The 20,492-nt window shown below is 61.8% G+C and carries 17 protein-coding genes and 1 pseudogene; 1 reads left to right on the top strand and 17 read right to left on the bottom strand.

The annotated features are described in order from the left end of the window. Position 1: 1 nt before the first annotated feature. The 15 genes and pseudogenes from ACMHLQ_RS22795 to ACMHLQ_RS22725 all read right to left on the bottom strand — a co-directional run bounded on the left by ACMHLQ_RS22795 (position 2) and on the right by ACMHLQ_RS22725 (position 18,276). On the bottom strand, positions 2 to 2,092 hold the full coding sequence (locus tag ACMHLQ_RS22795; RefSeq protein WP_415402948.1) for an FAD-binding protein: 2,091 nt from the start codon (positions 2,090 to 2,092) through the stop codon (positions 2 to 4). A 31-nt stretch (positions 2,093 to 2,123) separates the two neighbouring features. Further along, positions 2,124 to 3,287, bottom strand: coding sequence for a Gfo/Idh/MocA family protein (locus tag ACMHLQ_RS22790; RefSeq protein WP_415402946.1), 1,164 nt, complete (start codon positions 3,285 to 3,287; stop codon positions 2,124 to 2,126). An 81-nt stretch (positions 3,288 to 3,368) separates the two neighbouring features. Next, on the bottom strand, positions 3,369 to 4,373 hold the full coding sequence (locus ACMHLQ_RS22785) for a LacI family DNA-binding transcriptional regulator (RefSeq protein WP_415402945.1): 1,005 nt from the start codon (positions 4,371 to 4,373) through the stop codon (positions 3,369 to 3,371). Positions 4,374 to 4,429: 56 nt separating this feature from the next. Further along, positions 4,430 to 4,737, bottom strand: a pseudogene (locus tag ACMHLQ_RS22780) (Dabb family protein). Beyond that, positions 4,734 to 6,329 (bottom strand): GMC family oxidoreductase, encoded by a 1,596-nt coding sequence (locus ACMHLQ_RS22775; RefSeq protein ID WP_415402944.1) that lies wholly within the window; start codon positions 6,327 to 6,329, stop codon positions 4,734 to 4,736. Before ACMHLQ_RS22775 ends, ACMHLQ_RS22780 begins: the two are co-directional and overlap by 4 nt. Next, positions 6,326 to 7,819, bottom strand: coding sequence for a GMC oxidoreductase (locus ACMHLQ_RS22770; protein ID WP_415402943.1), 1,494 nt, complete (start codon positions 7,817 to 7,819; stop codon positions 6,326 to 6,328). The genes ACMHLQ_RS22775 and ACMHLQ_RS22770 overlap by 4 nt, the downstream gene beginning before the upstream one ends. Then, a complete protein-coding gene (locus ACMHLQ_RS22765) occupies positions 7,819 to 8,931 on the bottom strand; it encodes an ABC transporter ATP-binding protein (RefSeq protein WP_415402942.1) in 1,113 nt (370 codons plus the stop codon). Before ACMHLQ_RS22765 ends, ACMHLQ_RS22770 begins: the two co-directional genes overlap by 1 nt. 5 nt (positions 8,932 to 8,936) lie before the next feature. Continuing rightward, positions 8,937 to 9,818: a carbohydrate ABC transporter permease gene (locus ACMHLQ_RS22760; RefSeq protein ID WP_415402941.1), complete on the bottom strand. Its 882-nt coding sequence runs from the start codon at positions 9,816 to 9,818 to the stop codon at positions 8,937 to 8,939. Beyond that, a complete protein-coding gene (locus ACMHLQ_RS22755; protein ID WP_415405339.1) occupies positions 9,818 to 10,705 on the bottom strand; it encodes a carbohydrate ABC transporter permease in 888 nt (295 codons plus the stop codon). Before ACMHLQ_RS22755 ends, ACMHLQ_RS22760 begins: the two co-directional genes overlap by 1 nt. An 84-nt stretch (positions 10,706 to 10,789) precedes the next feature. Then, positions 10,790 to 12,049, bottom strand: a complete 1,260-nt coding sequence (locus ACMHLQ_RS22750) for an ABC transporter substrate-binding protein (protein WP_415402940.1) — start codon at positions 12,047 to 12,049, stop codon at positions 10,790 to 10,792. A 41-nt stretch (positions 12,050 to 12,090) separates the two neighbouring features. Further along, complete coding sequence (locus tag ACMHLQ_RS22745) at positions 12,091 to 13,611, bottom strand: aldehyde dehydrogenase family protein (protein ID WP_415402939.1); 1,521 nt, start codon at positions 13,609 to 13,611, stop codon at positions 12,091 to 12,093. 3 nt (positions 13,612 to 13,614) lie between these two features. Then, positions 13,615 to 14,382, bottom strand: a complete 768-nt coding sequence (locus ACMHLQ_RS22740; protein ID WP_415402938.1) for an enoyl-CoA hydratase/isomerase family protein — start codon at positions 14,380 to 14,382, stop codon at positions 13,615 to 13,617. Beyond that, on the bottom strand, positions 14,379 to 15,950 hold the full coding sequence (locus ACMHLQ_RS22735) for an acyl CoA:acetate/3-ketoacid CoA transferase (RefSeq protein ID WP_415402937.1): 1,572 nt from the start codon (positions 15,948 to 15,950) through the stop codon (positions 14,379 to 14,381). The genes ACMHLQ_RS22740 and ACMHLQ_RS22735 overlap by 4 nt, the downstream gene beginning before the upstream one ends. A gap of 296 nt (positions 15,951 to 16,246) precedes the next feature. Beyond that, entirely contained in the window at positions 16,247 to 17,440 is a 1,194-nt protein-coding gene (gene kynU, locus ACMHLQ_RS22730; protein WP_415402936.1) for a kynureninase, read from the bottom strand. A 2-nt stretch (positions 17,441 to 17,442) separates the two neighbouring features. Then, positions 17,443 to 18,276, bottom strand: a complete 834-nt coding sequence (locus ACMHLQ_RS22725) for a tryptophan 2,3-dioxygenase (protein WP_415402935.1) — start codon at positions 18,274 to 18,276, stop codon at positions 17,443 to 17,445. Positions 18,277 to 18,428: 152 nt separating this feature from the next. On the opposite strand from ACMHLQ_RS22725, the gene ACMHLQ_RS22720 reads away from it, so the two are divergent. Then, complete coding sequence (locus ACMHLQ_RS22720; RefSeq protein ID WP_415402934.1) at positions 18,429 to 19,196, top strand: SDR family oxidoreductase; 768 nt, start codon at positions 18,429 to 18,431, stop codon at positions 19,194 to 19,196. Here the strand turns inward: ACMHLQ_RS22720 and ACMHLQ_RS22715 are convergent. Beyond that, positions 19,193 to 20,062, bottom strand: a complete 870-nt coding sequence (locus ACMHLQ_RS22715; protein WP_415402933.1) for an acyl-CoA thioesterase — start codon at positions 20,060 to 20,062, stop codon at positions 19,193 to 19,195. The genes ACMHLQ_RS22720 and ACMHLQ_RS22715 overlap by 4 nt on opposite strands. A 31-nt stretch (positions 20,063 to 20,093) precedes the next feature. Then, positions 20,094 to 20,453, bottom strand: a complete 360-nt coding sequence (locus ACMHLQ_RS22710) for a hypothetical protein (protein ID WP_415402932.1) — start codon at positions 20,451 to 20,453, stop codon at positions 20,094 to 20,096. Positions 20,454 to 20,492 lie beyond the last annotated feature (39 nt).

The raw sequence follows: 20,492 nt of genomic DNA, 5'->3' as shown, positions 1-20,492 counted from the left end.
ACTAACCGGACTGGTCTGCGTCGCAGTCGTAGATGGCGCCGGTCAACCATGCGGGCCAATCGCGCTCAAAGAACGACTTTGCGGTCGCATCGAAGGCGCGGTTGGGACGGGTGGTGATCACCATCTCGTCCTTGTCCAGACGGACGATGATTTGTGCCTGCATGTCCTCTGTGCGCTCGGGCCGGAACCGCGCATCGGGCAGCGGGCCAGTGCGGGCCTGTGGCAAGGCGCTGCCGTCGGGATCGCAGATTGCGCGTGCGCCCCGGCTTCCGCCGCCGTTCGCGATGTAGTGGTCGAGGGCTGCCAATACGGCCTCGGATGCCAACGCCATCTGCTGCCATTGCACGACACGCGCGACCTCGTTTGGGCGCGTATGTGAAATGCCGTGCTGCCGGATGGCGCTGTTCAGCTGTGCCGCCTCTGCCCGCGCCTGCGCCACGTTTTGCGGGGTGCACAAGATGCCTGCATGATCGCTCATCCGGGCCTGAATGTCGGCGCGCACGTCGCGGGTGCTGTGCGGGCTGTCGGCCTTGAGGACTGCATCTATTTCAGCGAGGGCCTTGCCGGTCTGGCGCGTCAGATCCTGCGTGGAGCGCACATGCGCCCGGCCGCTGGCAGCGACATGTTCGGCCACGCGCGTGCCAAAGACCTGACCGGCATTCAGGGCCGATCCACCCGGACGGGTCACGCCATGCGTGCCAGCAGCCTCGCCCACCGCATAGATGCCCGCGACATTCGTGCGCCCCCATGTGTCGACCGCGATGCCACCGTTCATGTGCTGATTGTTCACCGCAAATTCGAGGGGGTCGGTGGTGATATCGACCTTGTAACGCTTGTAGAGTTCGATCGCGAGCGGGTTCATGTGGCGCAACCTGTCGATAGGCAGAGCGTGCTTTGCACCTGCGTTCATCAAGTAGCTGCGGACGTCGTCGTCGAGCCGATCGAGGCTGAAGTCCTGATCGCAGGGCACAGGCAGCAGGTTCCGGTTGAAATCCATGAAGACTCGCCGCCCCTTCTGGCCTTCCCGGAAAATCGCCAGATCGACGAGGCTCGATTGAAAGTCCAGCATCCGGCTGGCGTGGAAGGGCCACTGATACCCTTTGCGAAATATGTTCGACGCCATCTCTTGCGTGCTGCGGTAATAGTCTGCGAGGAAGTGATGTTCTTTTCCGTCCGCATCGCGCGAATAGATGTGCGGGATCACCTGCACATAGGTGCCCGACAGGTTCCAGGGGAACCCCTCGCGGCGGGTGCCAATGCCGAACTGGCTTTCGGTGATGTTCGCCAGTTCCAGCCCGGTTTCCAGCGCAAGGCCAAGCGTGCCAAAGCAGCCATTGGGAAACACGCTGTCGCGGTACAACTCGCCCGGGCCACCAGCGGCAAAGACGAGTGCCGCACATGTGAACAGCGCCAGCCCCAGCGGGTTGGTGTCAGTCGCAGTCTTGGGCCGGATGGTGAGCACACCCGCAACGCGGCTCTGATCCCCCTGCCCGTCGGTCAGCACCTTCACGGCCGTGGTGTGGTTGTAAAACGGAATGTGCAGCCGCAACGCCTCTTCGGCCAGAACCTTGACCATCAGGCGCGAGGTACGCGGCCCGCAGGAGGTGGCGCGCCCCACCTCGTCATGGTCTGTCTGATAACGCAACGTGCCGCCCAAGTGATCCTGCGGCAGCGGCAGGCCCAGATATTGCAGCGACGCCATGGCGCGGATGGATCCCACCGCCTCGATATAGGCCGTATCCTCGTCCATCGCGCCACCGGCCCGGATGGACTGGGCCATGGCCTGGAAATTGTCGCCCTGATCCTTGGTATTGGCGGTGTGCAGGGTCTGTTTGTCCGACCCCGAACAGGCAGAGGTGCCACCCCAGGCGCTTTGGCTGATGATTGTTACATCCACCGCGCGCCGCTTCATCTCGACAGCCGCGCGCAGTCCGGCCGCGCCGCTGCCGATCACGAGGCTGCCGCACTGGAACACCGGAATGTCATGGCCCGCCACCGCGACATGGCCCACGGCCCCCGGTTCGGGGCCAAGGCGCGGCATGACCACATCGGTCAGCGCATCGAGGATATGTTGGGGAACGGACAGGCTCATACCGCAGCCTCCTTGTTATGCGCGCTACGGCTCAATCAATCTCAACCCAACGCTTGAGGCGCGAGGATTCCATACAGGCGTCCACGATCTGGCAAATGTGATGGCCTGTTTCGAAAGTGGGCCACATCGGCTGGTTCGAGACGATGGAGCGCACGACCTCCGCCACTTCGATGATCTTGCTTTCGTTGTAACCCAGCGCAAAGTTGGGCAGTGGCAGGAACGCGCGGTAGGTCGGATGTTCGGTGCCAACATCAATCTCGCGATACCCGCGGCGCCCGACCTCGTCGTCGTTGGAGTAGAACCGCAGGCGGTTCACCTCGTCGAACGTGTAGGCAAGGCTGCCCCTCGTGCCATAGACCTCGTAGGTCTGCATGAACTTGCGCCCGGTGGCGACCCGGCTGAAATCGACCAGCCCGCGCGCGCCATTGGCAAAACTGCACAGGATGTTCGAACCATCGGGATTGGTGACCTCGGACCACGTCTCGTCGCCCGTCAACTCGGCTGAGCCGCCAAAATCGACACCCTCCACAACAGGGCGCCTGGGGGTGACGATGAAGTTGTCGGCAATCAGCGCGCTGACCTTGCCGACCAGAAACTCCATAAAGCTGAAGACATGGCTGCCCGTGTCACCAACAATGCCGGTCGGGGCAAGATCGCCATTGGCGCGCCACATGTAGGGGGCCAGCGGATCGGCAAAGATGTCGACGTGCTGGCAGGCCTTGAACATCTTGATCTCGCCGATCTCGCCCGCCTCGATGATATCCTTGGCGACGTCGTGGATGGGATTGCGGGGAAAGGCGTGCCCGACGCGCGTGATCACCCCTTTCTCGCGCGCGATGTCGGCCAGTTCGCGCGCCTGTGCCGCGGTGTCGGCCAGCGGCTTTTCACAAAAGACGTGTTTTCCCGCCAGCAACGCCGCCTTGGCCACGTCATAGTGCAGAAGGTCCGGCAGGCAGATGTCGATCAGATCAACGTCCGGGTCCGCGACGGCCTCTTGCCAGTTGGTCAGTATCTTCGCGCCCGGTGCGCGGAATGCGAGACCCTGGGCCGCATCCGCATTCGCCTCGACCAGCGCGACCACGCGGGCTGTACCACCCCCGTCACCAAAGAAATGGGGAAAGGCCTGATAAGCCATCGTGTGCACCTTGCCCATCCATCCGGATGCGCCCAAAACAGCAACTCTTACCTCTGTCATATCCCTGTTCCTTTTGTCATGTTCCTGTGTGGAACGTTCCATAATTCAGCTGTGAAAAACCTTGGTGTTTCACGTGTTCCCTCAGGCCCCGCTTGAGGCGCGCTTTATCAGTTCCACGGGGCTGCGCGCTGCCATTTGCGGGGCTTTGCCATCCTTGATCCACGCCAATATCTGCGCCGCCGTCGACTTTGCGAAATCGGGGATGTTGCAGCTGACCGAGGTCAAGGGCGGATAGCTGTCCTGGCAATCCTCGATATCGTCAAAGCCCACGACACGCAGGTCGCGGCCCACCTGCACCCCTAGTTCGGGGCAGGCTGACAAGACACCGAGGGCGACCAGATCGTTGAAGCAGATCACACCGTCCACATCCGGATAGTCGGTTTGCAGCTTTGCCGCCATGACCTTGCCAAAGGACCGCGTCGCCTGCCCGGTCAGCACTATGGGCTCTGCCCCGATCTCGGCCAGCACGGACAAGTATCCGTTCATGCGCTCTTCGGTCACGGGGCGCCCGTCGAGCCCGCCAAGAAAGGCGATCCGTTTGCACCCCATCTCGAGCAGATGTTCCGCCGCGAGGCGCCCACCACGCAGGTAATCCGGTGCGATGAACGGAAACTTGGGATCGTCCGGTTTGATCGAGCGGAACACCTGAAGCGTCGGCGTATTCGCCGTGTTCAGCACGCTCAGCGTATCCGCCTCACCGCCATAGCTGGGCGAAATGATGAAGCCGGACACGCCGTGTTCAACCAGGGAAGAGATCATGCGGGTCTGCAAATCGGGATCCTCATCCGTATTGGCCAGGACGGTCGCAAACCCGTTGCGGGCAAGCTCCATCTGAAACAGCGCGGCGAATTCCGTAAAGAACGGGTTGCGCAGATCGTTGATCACCAGACCAATGAGGCCCGAGGATGAAGATCGCAGCGTAGCGGCCGAGCGGTTGTAGACATAGCCGATATCCGCCATTGCCTGACGCACGGCCACGCGCGTTGTTTCCTTGACGGCGGAGTTGCCCTGGAGAACCAGACTGACGGTCGATTTTGACACCCCAGCCTGTTTTGCAACATCCAAGATCGTGGGTCGAGCCTTCATTCCGCCGCCTTTTGATTGCACTCATCCTGCACCGACCTTGCTAAGCGAGATTGCCTTCAAACGTCCAGATCAAGCACGAGGATTCCGTCGATCCCGCCCACGGCATTCGCGACAAGCTGGCCACCCAAGGCCTTGTGCTCTGCGTTGTCCGCATAGGTCTGCAACGCGTCCCAACTGTCGAAATCAATGACAAAGCCGTGCATGTAACCGCGTTCGATCTGTTCGGGGCTTTCTGAACGCCCCCGGTAAAGTTCTGCGCGCCCGGCAACCTGTCGGCCAGTGCAGAGAGGCCCGCATAGATGTCCGCGATCTTGTTTTCGGGCGTGTCCGGTTTGAACCGGGTCAGAACGATGTGGCGGATCATGGTGTCAGTCCCTGGTCTTGTTTGATCATGTCTGCGGCCTTTTCCCCGATCATGATCGAGGGGGCGTTGGTGTTGGATGAATTGACGGTCGGCATGACCGAGGCATCAACCACCCGAAGCCCGTCGATCCCGTTAAAGCGCAGGCGCGGGTCCAAAACGGCCTTTGCATCGGCCCCCATACGGCAGGTTCCGGCGCAATGGTGCGACGTCTTGGAGTGCACGCAGATGAAGTTGAAGTAGTCCTCATCCGTTTTCACATCCGGCCCCGGCAGACGCTCGGCCACGATGTAAGGTTTCAGCGCGTCCTGAGAGAGGATGTCTTGCACCAGTTTCAGCCCCCGGATCGACATTTCGCGGTCATAGGGGTCCGACAGGTAGTTCGGGTCGATCAATGGCATGTCGGCGGGGTTGTCGCTGCGCAGGCGCACGGTGCCTCGGGAACGCGGGCGCAGGTGGCATGCGTTCAGCGTCACACCGCCATTGGGCATGGCTTCGACCCCCGCCTCGATGCCCGTACCGAGGCCCAGATGCATCTGGATATCGGGAGAGCGCGCATTTTCGTCGGCATACCAGAAGCCACCCGTCTCAAAGAGGCTGGAGGCCACGGGCCCCTTGCGGGTGAAGAGGTATTGCAGCCCGGCCAGCCCAGACAGGTGCAGCTTGGCAAAGCGATCATAGGTGTGCGGGCCCGTGACCTCGCAAATCGCGTAGAGATCCAGATGGTCCTGCAGATTGGCCCCAACCTCGGGTTGGTCCAACACTGCATTGATGCCGAGCGCTTTCAAATCATCGGCAGGACCGATGCCCGAGAGTTGCAGCAAACGGGGCGACCCGATCGCACCCGAGGACAAGATCACCTCGCGATCCGCCGTGATCCTGCTGCCATCCGCCATTTCGACGCCCGTGGCCCGGCCATGTTCGACCGTGATCCGCCGCACTTGTGCGTTCATCTGGATGGTGAGGTTCGGGCGTGATCTGGCCGGTGCGAGAAATGCCATGGCGGCCGAGGATCGGCGCGCATTGCGCTGGGTCAATTGGTAATACCCTGCCCCGTCCTGCTGGGCGCCGTTCACATCCGTGGTTGTGGGGATGCCCACCTGCCCCGCCGCCGCGATGAAAGCATCGCAAATGGGCAGAGGGGCCGCAGGCATCGACACGCCCAAAGGGCCACCTGTGCCGTGATACTTTCCGGCATAAACGTCATTGTCCTCGGACTTTTTGAAATAGGGCAGCACATCCTCAAAGCTCCACCCGACGCAGCCCATCTGCAGCCATTCGTCATAATCCTGCGCGGCGCCACGGGTGTAGATTTGTGCATTGATGGCCGAGCCGCCCCCGATCACCTTGGCCTGGGTGTAGTTGAACACCTTGTTCTGCATCGCGCGCTGCGGTGTCGTGGACCATCCCCAAGAGCCGATCCCCTTGGTCATCTTGGCAAAGCCCGCGGGCAGGTGGAAAAACGGGTGCCGGTCACTGCCCCCCGCTTCCAGCAACAGGACACGCGCCTCTGGCATCTCGGACAGACGGGCCGCGACAACGGACCCGGCAGAACCGCCGCCAATCACGATAAAGTCGTATCCCGTCCCGGTCATGCGGCAAACTCCGTCTGAAGGATATGCCGACCAGTGCGCAGCGCGAGGGCGGCGATGGTGAGTGCGGGGTTCACCGCCGCCGATGTCGGCAGCACGGACGCATCAACAATGAACAGGTTCTTGTGATCGTGGCTGCGGCAGAAGGTGTCGACGACGCTGGACGCCGGGTCGATCCCCATGCGCGCAGTGCCGCATTGATGCGACGGGGTGCGCCGGTCAAAGGGTTGGGACATGACTATCGGAAATCCCGCCTTGCGCAGCGACTGCTTCAGCCTGGCGACGAGACGCAAATGCGTGTCCCAGTTTGAACGCTGCCAATCGAGCTTGATTTGCCCGTTTTGCAAGGTGACCCTGCTGTTCGGGTCAGGCAGGTCTTCGGACATGGCATAGAAATCAAAGCTGCGCGCGGCGACCATGTGGGCCAGCCATCCCGGAAGGTTCGAGTTGGCGGCCAGGATCGGCCCGGTGATCTTGCCCAGCATCTGCACATTGCCCAAGGGCGGTTCATCACCCGCGCGGAGGTAAAAGTCGTTTACCATCAGCGTCTTTTGATAGATTGCCCGGTTGCGCCTGAAGGGATGCATCGCCAAGACGGCAGAACAGTTGTGGTTCATGAAATTGCGCCCAAGCTGGTCCGAGCGGTTCGCAAGGCCCGTTGGGCAATTGTCGTTGGCCGAGGCGAGCAACAGCGCTGCGCTTTGCACGGCGCCTGCGGCAACCACGATGATCGGAGCGGTCATGGTCTGCAACCGGCCACCCTGCGCGACCACAACCCCGGTGATGCGGCTGTCAGATGCCGCCTTGAGCGCTGTCACGTGGCAGCCTGTTCGCAGTTCGACATTGGGATGCGCAAGCGCGGCCTCCAGCCCGCAGCTTTCCGCATCCATCTTGCCGCCGCAGGTGTCGGGATAGGCATCCCACGTGGTCCGCCCCGCCGCGAGCCAGCGATCAAGGTCCACGCCCAAAGGGATCGAGGACGGATGCAGACCGACCGCCTTCAAGCGCGTGCGCAAGGCTGCAATGTCAGGCTCATCAGGGATGGGGCCATGGGGGTAGCTTTCGGAATGTTGCGGCTCTGTCGGGTCGCCTGCAACGGCTCCGCGAACGGCATAAAGCTGCTCGGCCGCCTGATAGTCACGCTCAAGATCATCGTAAGCGATTGACCAACCGGGCGTCGTTCCACCCATGTGTTGCACCGGTGCGAAATCGCTCGCGCGATAGCGGATCAGGGCCGCACCGTAGAACTTCGAATTGCCGCCCACATTGTAGTAATTGCCGGGATTGAAGGGGGTATCTGTGCCATCCAGCCATTGTTCATCCGGGCGAAAGACGCCATCCGCGAAAATCGCGCGCGTATCCCGGTCTTGGGCAGAGGCCTGCAAATGCACACCCCGCTCAAGGATCAGGATGCGCCGCCCCGAGGGGGCCAGTGCGGCGGCCAGGGATGCGCCCCCCATGCCAGAGCCGATTATGATGACATCCGGTTGCATCAGGGGGCAATCCGCGCCTCGGTTGCGGGATCAAAGGCGACGGCCTTTTCCATGTTCACAGCAAAGGTGAAATCGGCCCCCGGGCGCACATCCGCATCCGAACGCATGCGGGCAATCACGTCCTTGCCGCCGAGCGTCATTGTCACAAACGTGTCGGACCCGGCGGGTTCGGTGACGACAATCCGGTTGGTCATATGGGCGATGTTCGAGGATTTGCGATCCGCCGCGTCCTCGTCCGTGATCGTCTCGGGCCGAATGCCGAGCAGGATGTCCTGCCCCGCCCACTCGGCCATGTTGTCCTGGCTGAACGGCAAGGTTGCGATGACGCCATCGTGCAGGCTCACCTGCGCCACGGGGCGGCCGTTCTCGATCGCGACCATGGCGGAGACGACGTTCATGGCGGGTGAGCCCATGAAGGTGGCCACGAAGATGTTGGCAGGCGCGTCGTAGATGTCCTGAGGCGTGCCCAGTTGTTGCACATAGCCGCCGTTCATCACCGCGATCCGGGTCGAGAGGGTCATCGCCTCGATCTGGTCGTGGGTGACGTAGACGATGGTCGTGCCCAGTTTCTGGTGCAGCTTCTTGATCTCGGTGCGCATGTCGACGCGCAGCTTGGCGTCAAGGTTCGACAGCGGCTCGTCAAACAGGAACACATCCGGGTTGCGTACCAATGCGCGCCCCATTGCCACCCGCTGACGCTGACCGCCTGACAGGGCGCCGGGCTTGCGCCCCAACAACGGCTCGATCTGGAGCAGTTGCGCCACCTCTTTCATCGCCCTTTCCCGTTCGGGTTTGGGCGTGCCGTGCATCTCGAGACCAAAGGTGATGTTCTGCCCGACCGTCATGTTCGGGTAGAGCGCGTAGGATTGGAACACCATCGCGATGTTGCGCCGCGAGGGATGCACCCCGTTCATCACATCGCCCTTGATCCGGATTTCCCCGCTCGAGATTTCCTCGAGCCCCGCAATCATGTTGAGCAGCGTGGACTTGCCGCATCCCGAGGGGCCGACGAGGACAAGGAACTCCCCTTCCTCAATCGAGATGTCGACCTTGTGCAAAACTTCGACCGCGCCATAGGACTTGGTGGTGTTGTCTATTTCGAGAAAGCCCATGGGTCTTATCCTTTGACTGAGCCCGCCATCAGACCGCGCACGAAATAGCGACCCGCGACGATGTAAACGAGGAGAGTTGGCAGTGCGGCCAGGATCGCGCCGGCGAAATGAACATTGTATTCCTTCACGCCGTGGCTGGCCTGCACCAGGTTGTTGAGCGCCACTGTCATCGGCTGGCTGTTGGCATCCGCAAAGGACGCCCCGAACAGAAAGTCGTTCCAGATATTGGTGAACTGCCAGATGATCGACACAACCGCGATAGGCCCCGAAGACGGCAGCAGGATGCGCCAGAAAATCTGGAAGAACCCGGCCCCGTCAATTTGCGCGGCACGCACCAGTTCGGTTGGGAAGACAGCGTAGTAGTTGCGGAAATACAGCGTCGTGAACCCGATCCCATAGACCACGTGCACAAGCACCAGACCCCAGGTCGTTCCCGCCACCCCCATCAGCCCGAGCATCTTGGCCATGGGGATCAGAACGATCTGGAATGGAATGAAGCAGGCAAACAGCAGCAGTCCAAACAGGATCGTGTCGTATTTGAACCGCCATTTGGTCAGCACATAACCGTTGAGCGCACCCAGAACGGTGGAGATGGCAACCGCTGGCACAACCATCTTGATCGAATTCCAGAAATAGGGCTCAAGGCCTGTCGGCTCTACCCCGATCTGCGCCGATGACCAGGCCTTGGCCCATGGTTCGAGCGTGAAGACCTGCGGCAGGTTCATCATGCCCCCGCCCGTGATCTCATCCAGCGGTTTGACCGAATTCACCAGCATCACGTAAAGCGGCAGCATGTAGAACAGTGCAAACAGCAGCAGCACAAGGTAGATCAGCGTGCGCATGACGCGGCCTGTGCGAATGGCGGTATCCTGGGATGCAACTGACATCACTTCTTCTCCCGCAGTTCGGCATAGAGGTAGGGGATCATGATGGCGGCAATCGTCATCAGCATGATCGTTGCCGAGGCGGCCCCGATCCCCATCTGGTTGCGTGAGAACGTGTAGGAATACATGAACGTCGCGGGCAGTTCCGTCGCCCGTCCCGGCCCGCCCCCTGTCAGGGCGATCACCAGATCGAATGTCTTGATGGCGAGATGGCTCAGGATCACGAAGGCCGACAGGAATGCAGGGCGCAGTTGCGGGATGATGATGCGCCGGTACAAGCTGAAGTTCGAGGCCCCGTCCATTTGCGCGGCCTTAAGGATTTCGTTGTCGATGCCGCGCAGTCCGGCCAGGAACATCGCCATGACAAACCCACTGGTTTGCCAGACGGCGGCCAGAACGACGGTGTAGATCGCATAGTCCCGGTTCTTGATCCAGTCGAACTCGAAACTGGTCCACCCCCAGCTTTGCATAACGTTTTCAAGGCCGATTCCGGGGTCAAGGAACCATTTCCAAGCGGTGCCCGTCACGATGAAACTCAGTGCCATCGGGTAGAGGTAGATCGTGCGGATCATCCCCTCGCCCCGGATCTTTTGATCGAGGAAGATGGCGAGGCCGAGGCCCAGGATCGTGCAGATGCCAATGTAGAGCGCGGCAAAGACGCCCATGTTCATCAGCGAGATTTCCCAATGGCTGAGACGCCAGAGTTTTGAGTAGTTCTCCCATCCCACCCAGCCGAATGAAGGCAGCAGGCGGCTGTCAGTGAATGACAGGTACACCGAAAAGAGGATGAAGCCGTAGACGAAGACCAGCACCATGGCCAAGGACGGCGACAGCACCAGCTTGGGCAGCCATGACTGCAGCCGTGTTTTGAAATCCGCGTTGGCAGACATGGCCATCACGCACCCTCCTTGGGCTGATTGGACAGGGGCAGGTACGCGGGGTGGAGCGGCAGGTGCCGCCCCACCCCGCAGCGCTTACTTGGCGATTTCAACCGCATCGACGAGTTCCGCGACAGCCGTTTCGCTGTCGTATTCGCCGTTGAAATGCGCGGTCACCACGTCGTAGATCGCGTTCTTGATCGACGCGGGGTTCGCGTGACCATGCGCCATGGACCCGAACAGGTTGCCCGAGGATGCAGCGGCTGCCAGATCGGCCATGCCTTTCTTGCCGCAGGCATCGAACGCTTCGTCCGAGACGTCTGTGCGCGCAGGCACCGAGCCCTTGACCACGTTGAACGCAGACTGGAACGAGGGCGACAGGATTGCCGTGGCCAATGCGGCCTGCTCGGGCGACACGGCCCCACCCTGGTCAAACATCATGAACTGGTCGGCGTTGAACGTCACCTGTTCGGATGTGCCGGGGAAGCGGAAGCACAGGAAGTCCTCGCCCGGGACTTTGCCCGCATTGATGAATTCACCCTTGGCCCAGTCGCCCATCATCTGGAAACCGGCCTCACCGTTGATGACCATGGATGTTGCGAGGTTCCAGTCGCGCCCGGAAAAGTTATCGTCGACATTCGCGCGGATCACTTCCATGCGCTCGAACGCTTCTTTCATACCGTCGCCGCCAAGGGTTTCGGAATCGAGATCGATGAACGCGGCCTTGTAGCCGTCCGGCCCCAGCACCGACATTGCGATGCTGTCGAACACAGTGGCCTCTTGCCAGGCCTGACCACCATGGGCGATCGGCGTGATGCCTGCCGCCTCCAACGTGGCGAGTGCGGCAACGAATTCGTCCCATGTGGTGGGCTGCGCGATGCCATTGGCGTCCAGCACGGCCTTGTTGGCCCAGACCCAGTTTGTCGAATGCACGTTGACGGGTGCGGACACCCATTGGCCGTCGACCTTGGCAAAGCCTTGCAGGGCGGCGGGAATGACCTCGTCCCACCCTTCGGCAGCAGCCACGTCGTTCAGGTTCGCCAGGGCGCCCTGGTTCGCCCAGTCGAGGATGTCAAAGCCGAGGCCCTGCACAGCTGTAGGCGCATTTCCGGCCGTCACGCGGGCGCGCAGAACGGTCATCGCCTGCTCGCCCCCGCCACCGGCCACGGGCATGTCGGTCCAGCCGATCCCCTGCCCTTCGAGGTCTTCCTTCAGCACATTCAGCGCAGCCGCTTCACCACCGGATGTCCACCAGTGCAGCACCTCGACGCCGCCATGACCATCAGCAGACGCAGTGCCCGCTGTCACGGACAGTGCAAGTGCAATTGCCGTCTTCGTCTTCAAGAATGAACGCATGGTATCCTCCCATTTTGCGTGTCCTGGTTTTGACGCCTGTGTCAGCCGCCATGTTGTACCCAAGGTGTCCGGCTGCGCCCGACGCGCATGACCAGTGATTTGACCTCGAGGAATTCTTCGAAACCGTAGCGGCCGATCTCGCGGCCCTGCCCGGATTGCTTGACCCCGCCAAAGGCAAGCTCGGGGTAGCCGTCCATCCAGGTGTTCGTCCAAACCGTGCCAGCCTGCGCGCGGCGCGCGAATGCGAGGCAGGTGTGGACGTTTTCGCTCCAGATACCTGCGGAAAGCCCGTATTCGCTGTCATTCGTCAGGGCGATAGCCTCGTCCAGCGTGCGATATGTCAGCACCGCCAGAACCGGGCCAAACACCTCTTCGCGCGCGATGGCCATGTCGGGTGTGACATTGCTGATGACGGTCGGCTGATAGAATTGTGCGCCCAACCCGCCGACCGGCAGCGCACCGCCTCCCAGTTCAAGCGTGGCCCCGTCGGCGACCGCCGCCTTGACGTAAGCGTCGATTTTGGCGGTATGCTCTGGCGTGACGATGGCCCCGACTTGCGTGTCAGGGTTCAGCGGATCGCCGAATTTGACGTGGCGGGACAGGTCGACCACGCGTTTGACAAACGCCTCGGCGATGTCCTCGTGCACGATGATCCGGCTGGACGAGTTGCAGCACTGGCCAACGTTGAAATAGACACCGAAGGTCACGGCATCCGCCGCGCTGTCCAGATCGGCATCGGGGCAGATCACTTGCGGGTTCTTGCCGCCGAGTTCCAGCGCAACCTTCTTGAGTGTATGGGACGCGGCTTGGGTGATCAGCTTGCCAACGGCGGTCGAGCCGGTGAACGTCACCATGTCCACGGCATCATGCGTTGACATCAGACTGCCAACAGGCGCGCCATATCCCAGTACGATGTTGCACACACCGGCCGGCAGGCCCGCCTCGATCAGCAACTCGCCCAGCATCACGGTCGAAGACGGCGTCATCTCAGACGGTTTCACAACCACGGTGCAGCCCGCCGCCAGCGCAAAGGGCAGCTTTTGCGACAAAATCCAGAACGGAAAGTTCCACGGCGTGATGATGGACACAACGCCGATGGGGTCCTTGAGCACAACGCCCAGCATATCGTCGCCCAGCGTGTTGTGACTGTCGCCGTGCATGGTGCGCGCCAGCGCCGCAGCATAGCGCCACAGATCGGCGGCCCCGCCAACTTCAGCGCGCGATTGCGATATCGGCTTGCCGCTTTCCAGTGTTTCCTGCAGGGCGATGCGATCCACATTCGCCTCGATCAGGTCCGCGACCTTGAGCAGAACCGTGGCCCGGTCCTTGCCGGACAGGCGGCTCCATTCCCCGGTATCGAACGCATGGCGTGCGGCGCGGATTGCCCGCTCGGTCACAGCCGCGTCTCCCTTGACGGAGACGCTGACCACCATGTCGTGGGAGGGCGACCGGCGCTCGAACGTCTCTGCGCTGTCGACCCATTCCCCTGCGATCAGGTGCCTGCCCTCAAAGACCGCCGGCAGGTCGAACGCGATGGCGTCATTTATGGTGAGGTCTTTCATGGGTCACTGTCCGTTGAATTTGGGGGCGCGTTTTTCGAGAAAGGCCTGCACGCCTTCGTCGCGATCTGCACTGGCCGCGGCGGCCGCGCTGCCCAGCGTTTCGATGGCGGCGCCGGGATCTTCGCCAACAGCGGCATGGATCATCGCCTTGGCCAATTCATTGGCGCGCGGAGAGGTCTCGGCCAGGGATCCCGCGATCTCCTTGGCGGCGCCCAAGGTGTCGTCCGCCACCTCAGCGGCAAAGCCCAATGCAACGGCGCGGTCCGCCGGAATGCGACAACCAAAGAGCGCCAGTTCCTTGACCACTGGTTCGGGCAACAGGCGCGTCAGGCGCTGCGTACCAGACCAGCCCGGAACGATACCAACCTTTGCTTCTGGCAGGGCCAGCGTCGCACGGGGTGCGATCACGCGGATGTCGCAACAGGCGGCGAGTTCCAGGCCACCGCCAAAGGCGTGGCCGTTGAGGGCGCCAATGGTCGGTTTGGAAAACCGCGCCAGACGATCAAACACGCGGTGGCCTTCGCGCACCCAGTGGCGGGCAAACTCCGCAGGGCCAAGCGCACCCCATTCGGCAATGTCCGCACCACAGCAAAACGCCTTGGGGCCCGCACCGGTCACGATCACGGCGCGCACGTCGTCATTGCGTTCAAGGTCGATCAGATGAGCCTCGAGCGCGCGCAGCATTTGGGTGGTCAGCGCGTTCAACTTGGCCGGGTTGCTGAGGGTCAGAACCGCCACGTTGCCGACATATGTGCAGGTTACCTCGCTCACAGCTGCAACCCCATCGGTTTGTCGGCCAACAGTGATTTGGGCATGACCGTGGCGTTTTCTGCCACTTGCACACGGCCCTGTGACGGGCCGACAATGTGGGCCTGCGGGTCGATGCCGGGCATGATCTCGGTGGCCAGCAACCCGTTGCCCGTCAGACGGATAACGCAGCGCTCCGTCACATAGATCACGTTCTGCCCCTGCGCGCGCGCGCGACGGCCTGAAAAGGTGACATGCTCGACCTCGTCCACCATCTTGGTGAACTTGCCCGGCGCGGCGATGTCGATGCCATCCTCGGTCAGGTTGATCTTGGCCCCGGCTTCGAACCAGCCCGAAAACACGATGTTTCTGGCGCGCGACGTGATATCGACAAACCCGCCGCAGCCAGCGGTCAGATAGGGTTTCTTGCCCAGTTTCGAGACGTTCACATTGCCTTCGGTGTCGACCTCGAGAAAGGACAGGAAGGACATGTCGAACCCGGCCCCCTGAAAATAGATGAATTGTTGTGGCGAGGGCATGAACGCATCCGCATTCGAGGCACAGCCAAAGGCGAACCCGGTCAGGGGCACGCCGCCAACGGCACCCTGCTCAATGGCCCAGGTCACCGCGTCCGGGTGCCCTTCTTCCAGCAGGATGCGCGGCACCATCGCGCTGATCCCAAAGCCGAGGTTGGCCGTCATGCCGCGGCGCAGCTCTTGCGCCGCACGGCGCGCGATGACCTTCTCGACCCCCATCTCGGCAGCCGTGAAACTGTCCCATGGGCGCATGATCTCACCCGAAATCGCAGGGTCATAGAGGGTCTCGGTCGTCTGTTTCTGATCCGGGTCGATCACCACGCAATCGACCAGATGGCCGGGCACGCGCACGTCATGGGGCCGTAGGCTGCCCTTGGCCGTCACGCGCTTGACCTGCGCGATGACGAGGCCGCCATTGTTGCGCACGCAAATCGCCTGTTCGAGGCCGCCCAGATAGGCCCCTTCGTGTTCGTATGTCAGGTTGCCCCGTTCATCCGCCGTCGTGGCGCGAATGATGGCGACATCGGGCACGATGTTGGGAAAGTGCAGCCAGGTGTCGCCCGCAAATTCGGTACGCGACACGATGGGCGTGTAGGCGCCGAGGTCGTTCATCGCACATCCCTGCCGGATCGGGTCCACGAATGTGTCGAGACCAACCTTGGTCAACACGCCCGGGCGATGCGCTGCCGCCTCGCGGTGCATGTCGAACATGATGCCGGACGGGACGTTGTAGGCCGCAACGCGGTTCTCAACGATCATTTTCCAGATCTCCGGCATCTCCACACTCGACGGACCTGAAGGATAAGACCCGGCCAGAACGCGTGTCAGCAGGCCGTCTTTCGCGATATGGTCCATGCCCTTGACGCCATAGACATCGCCCGCCGCGATCGGATGCAGTGACGTGATGTTGCGCGGGTGCCCTTCGCCGTCAAACCGCGCGCCTATCGCCTTGAGGACCGCGTCAGGACATCCAAGGGTCGAGGACGAGGACACAGACAAGACGGCATCGTCCGGAATACGGCGCACTGCCTCATCGACTGGAACGATTTTGTTCATGGTTGCCCCCGCACGTTCGCTCGGAACTGGAACGTTCCACAAATAACTACTGGAACGTTCCACAAATCGCAAGTCAAAGTTACCCCGCGCCGAAAATCACTTCAAATACGTGCCCTAAGGCGTTGCTTTTAAATATTCTGACCCTTTCCTCAGAGAAGAGCCAAGGCATGGCCCATCCCAATCCGAGAACGGAAGGAGGACGGTCTAGCAATCACTTCGAATCGCACAAAAGCCACTCGGAACCAGTTGCTGACGTGCAAATGCGACGGGGATTGGCGCAGCCCGACGCCAAAGGATCAGGTCACGCGTGACACAACCTGGTACTTGGGATCATGCCAGAGTTCCTGGCCAATCACCTCTTCGATGATTTCCGCCGCACGCACGATCTGCGCCTTTTCGAGATAGAGCGGCGTAAAGCCAAAGCGCATGATATTGGGCTGGCGAAAGTCGCCGATGACGCCGCGGTCAATGATCGCCTGCATCGCGGCATAACCATGCTCGAACCCGAACGAGACTTGCGAGCCGCGCACGGGTGCATCCCGGGGTGAGGCAAGCGTCAGCGCGGGGCACCGGGCCTCGACCTCGGCGATGAACAGTTCGGACAGCTCGATAGAGGCGGCGCGCAGCTCGGCCATGTCCACGCCTTCCCAGATCTTGAGCGCCTCTTCCAGAATGGCCAGTTGCACGATGGACGGCGTCCCGACCCGCAAACGCTCGGTCGACATGGCAGGACGGTAATGACGCTCCATCGCAAAGGGTGCGTCATGCCCCAACCAGCCTGACAGCGCGGGTTCGAGATCAAGCGTGATATCGGGACGCGCATAGATAAAGGCCGGCGCGCCTGGGCCACCGTTGAGATACTTGTAGCTGCACCCGACCGCGAATTCGGCATTGCTGGCTGTCAGGTCCACCGGCACCGCACCCGCACTATGTGCCAGATCCCAGATCATTACGGCCCCGGCGGCATGTGCGGCCTTGGTGATCGCATTCATGTCGTGCATGCGCCCGGTGCGGTAATCGACCTGGGTCAGCATGACAACCGCGACCTCATCCGTGATCGCGCCCAACACGTCCTCGGGCGCAGGGGTGCGCAGGGCATAGCCCTTGTCGATAGTACCAATCAGCCCTTCGGCCATGTAGAGATCGCTGGGGAAGTTGCCGTCGTCCGACAGGATCACGCGCCTCTCCGGACGCATCTTCAGTGCAGCCGCCAGCGCCTGGTAGACCTTGATCGACAGCGTGTCACCCGTGGCGACCGACCCCGCCGGGGCGCCGATCAGACCGGCGATCTGATCGCCGACCTTGGCGGGCAGCGCCATCCAACCGGCCGTGTTCCACGCCTTGATCAGCTGCTGGCCCCACTCCTGTGCGATCACCTCGGTAGCCCGCGCCCCTGCCCCCTTGGGCAGCGGCCCCAGCGAATTGCCGTCGAGGTAGATGATCCCATCGGGGATATCGAACATCTCGGTCTTGGGCAGGTATTGTGCCATGCTCACAGCTCTCCTCGCAGGTGCCAGAGTTCGGGAAACAGTTCGACCTCGAGCATGCGGCGCAGATAGCTCACGCCAGACGTACCGCCCGTGCCGCGCTTGAACCCGATGATCCGTTCGACCGTTGTGACGTGGTTGAAGCGCCAGCGGCGAAAGTAGTCCTCAAGGTCCACCAGCTTCTCTCCCAACTCGTAAAGGGTCCAATACGTGTCCACATCCTCATAGACCAGTTTCCACCTGGACTGGATCGCAGGGTCAGCAGCATGTGGCGTGCGCAGTTGCGGTGCGGGCGGCGCGCCACCACCCGTTGCGGCAAACAGGAACACAACAGCCTCGTCATAAAGGCTCGGACGCGCCAGTTCCGCCTCAAGACCCGCTTGCAGGTCGGGCACATGGGCGTGTGGCTTGAGCATGTTCGGGTTCCGATTGCCCAGGATGTATTCGATCAGGCGGTACTGGTGCGATTGAAAGCCCGAGGACGGGCCAAGCGTCTCGCGAAAGGCCGTGTAATCGGCGGGCGTCATCGTGCGCAGAACGTCCCATGCGCTGTTGAGTTGCTCAAAGATGCGGCTGACCCGCGCCAGCATCTTGAACATGTGGCTCATATCTCCGGAAATCAGCGCATCGCGGGCGGCATTCATCTCGTGAATGGCCAGCTTCATCCACAACTCGCTGGTCTGGTGCTGGATGATGAACAGCAACTCGTCATGGGCGGCGCTGATCGGATGCTGTTTGGTCAGCAGACCATCAAGGTGCAGATAGTCCCCATAGGACATCGCATCCTTGAACTGCATCTTGGCCCCATCCGTACCGGGGTCATATGCCGAACCACTCATCTTTGCCCCCGTCGCTGGATGGATCACATCTGCGCACTGTCGGGAATCCACAGGCGCGGCGCAATGGGATTCGTCGCAGGGTCAGGCTTGCGCCAAATCGAATTGTAACCCTTACTGAAAGCGGCACAAACCGCAGAACCACAGGTGGCGTTATGGAGATCAAGGACAAGATCATCGTCGTGACGGGCGCGGCCAGCGGGATCGGGCGCGCGTTGTGTTCCGCGTTCGCGACTGAAGGCGCCAAAGCTATCGCCTGCGTGGATCGTGACTTGGCCGGCGCTCAGTCTATCTCCAGCGAAATCAGAGGCTTGGCATTCGCAGTGGATGTATCACATGAAGAACAGATTGCCGCGATGATCGAGCAAGTCGAAGAAACGCTTGGCCCGATTGACCTGTTCTGTTCAAACGCGGGCGTCCTGACCGAAGGCGGTATGGAGGTTCCGAATGGCGAATGGCAAAAGCTGTGGGAGATCAACGTGATGGCCCATGTCTGGGCGGCGCGCCACGTTGTCCCGCGCATGATTGCGCGCGGCGGTGGATACCTGCTCAACACCGCCTCTGCCGCCGGGCTGCTGAACCAGATCGGGTCAGCCCCTTACGGCGTCACCAAGCACGCTGCTGTTGGACTGGCCGAATGGTTGGCGATGACCCACGGCGATGACGGGATCAAGGTGTCCGTGCTGTGCCCACAGGCTGTGCGCACCGCCATGACCGATGGGTTCGAAGAACATGTGGCCGCCATCGACGGTATGTTAGAACCGGATGACGCAGCACAGGCCTGTGTGGATGCGATCCGCGAGGAGACGTTCCTTGTCCTGCCCCACCCCAATGTGCGCGAGTACATGCGCCACAAGACGGCCGACTATGACCGCTGGATCGGCGGTATGCGCAAACTCAACCGCATCTACGGCAACCGCTAGCTTTTTGGCGTGATGGGTCGGATCAGCCCCTCCTGCGCCACCGACGCCACCAAGGTGCCGTTGCGGTCATAGATCATCCCGCGATTGAACCCGCGCCCGCCGCCCGACCATGGACTGTCCATCGTGTAGAGGTGCCAATCGCAGAACTCGGCCGGGGCATGAAACCACATGGCGTGATCAAGGCTGGCGGCCATCACCCGCCCCGTGAACCACGTCTGCCCATGCGGGCGCAGGGCCGTGCCGAGCAGGTTCAGGTCTGAGGCATAGGCCAGCAGGCAATGCTGCAATTGCGGACTGATGCCGCGCGCGGCGGCCATGCGGAACCACAGGTGGCTACGATCCTCCACTGGATCGGGCGTAAAGAAATCGCGCGGCGCGACCTCGCGGATGTCGATGGGGCGCGGACGCAGGAATTCCTCGTGATACTTTTCGGGGATGCGATCAACAACGCCCTGGCGCAGCGTGTTGCGGTCCGCCAGATCGTCCGGGCCCTCGACCTCGGGCATCGGGTGCTGGTGGTGCCAGCCCTCTTCGGCCACGTGGAACGAGGCCGACATGTTCAGAATCTGCCGCCCATGCTGGATCGCCACGACCCGCCGCGTGGTGAAACTGCCACCATCGCGGGCGCGGTCCACTTGGTAGACCACGGGAATGGCCGGATCACCGGGCCGGATGAAATAGGCGTGCAGGCTGTGGCACAACCGGTCCTCGACCGTGCGATAGGCCGCCGCCAGCGCCTGCCCGATCACCTGCCCGCCAAAAATACGCGTGGGCGTCTCGCCGCCCTGCCCCGTGCCGCGAAACAAATCCACCTCAAGCCGCTCCACAGCCAACAGGTCCATCAATGTCTGGTGTGCGTCGGTCATTGCAGGCTCCGTCTGTTGCTGGCCTTGCCTGTCACATCAACGCGCCATGCACCAGCGCCTTGAGTTCCGCGCGCGCAGGATAGCTCGACGAGGGGCTGAGTTGGGTGAACATCACAGCAGAGATGTCATGCACCCGGTCGATCCAGAAAAACGTGGACGCCATCCCGCCCCAACTGAAATCCCCCACCGAACTGGGCGTGCGGCTGCGCGCCGGATCAATCACCACAGCCCCGCCGATGCCAAAGCCCATGCCTTCCATGGGCTGCTCGGCAAAGCTGGAGGGGCCGCGGCTGGCAATGTCGCCCGACAGGTGATTGGACATCATGAAATCGGCGACGGAGGGTGACACGAGGCCCTTGCCACCCGCGCGCAGGCATTCGGTGAAGGTCATGTAGTCGTCAATGGTGCCGACCAACCCGCCGCCGCCGCT

The sequence above is a fragment of the Tateyamaria algicola genome (genome assembly GCF_047715485.1).
In the GTDB taxonomy this organism is placed as follows: domain Bacteria; phylum Pseudomonadota; class Alphaproteobacteria; order Rhodobacterales; family Rhodobacteraceae; genus Tateyamaria.
Note: the sequence above shows the minus strand (reverse complement) of the source record. Positions and strands in the feature narration are given on the sequence as shown.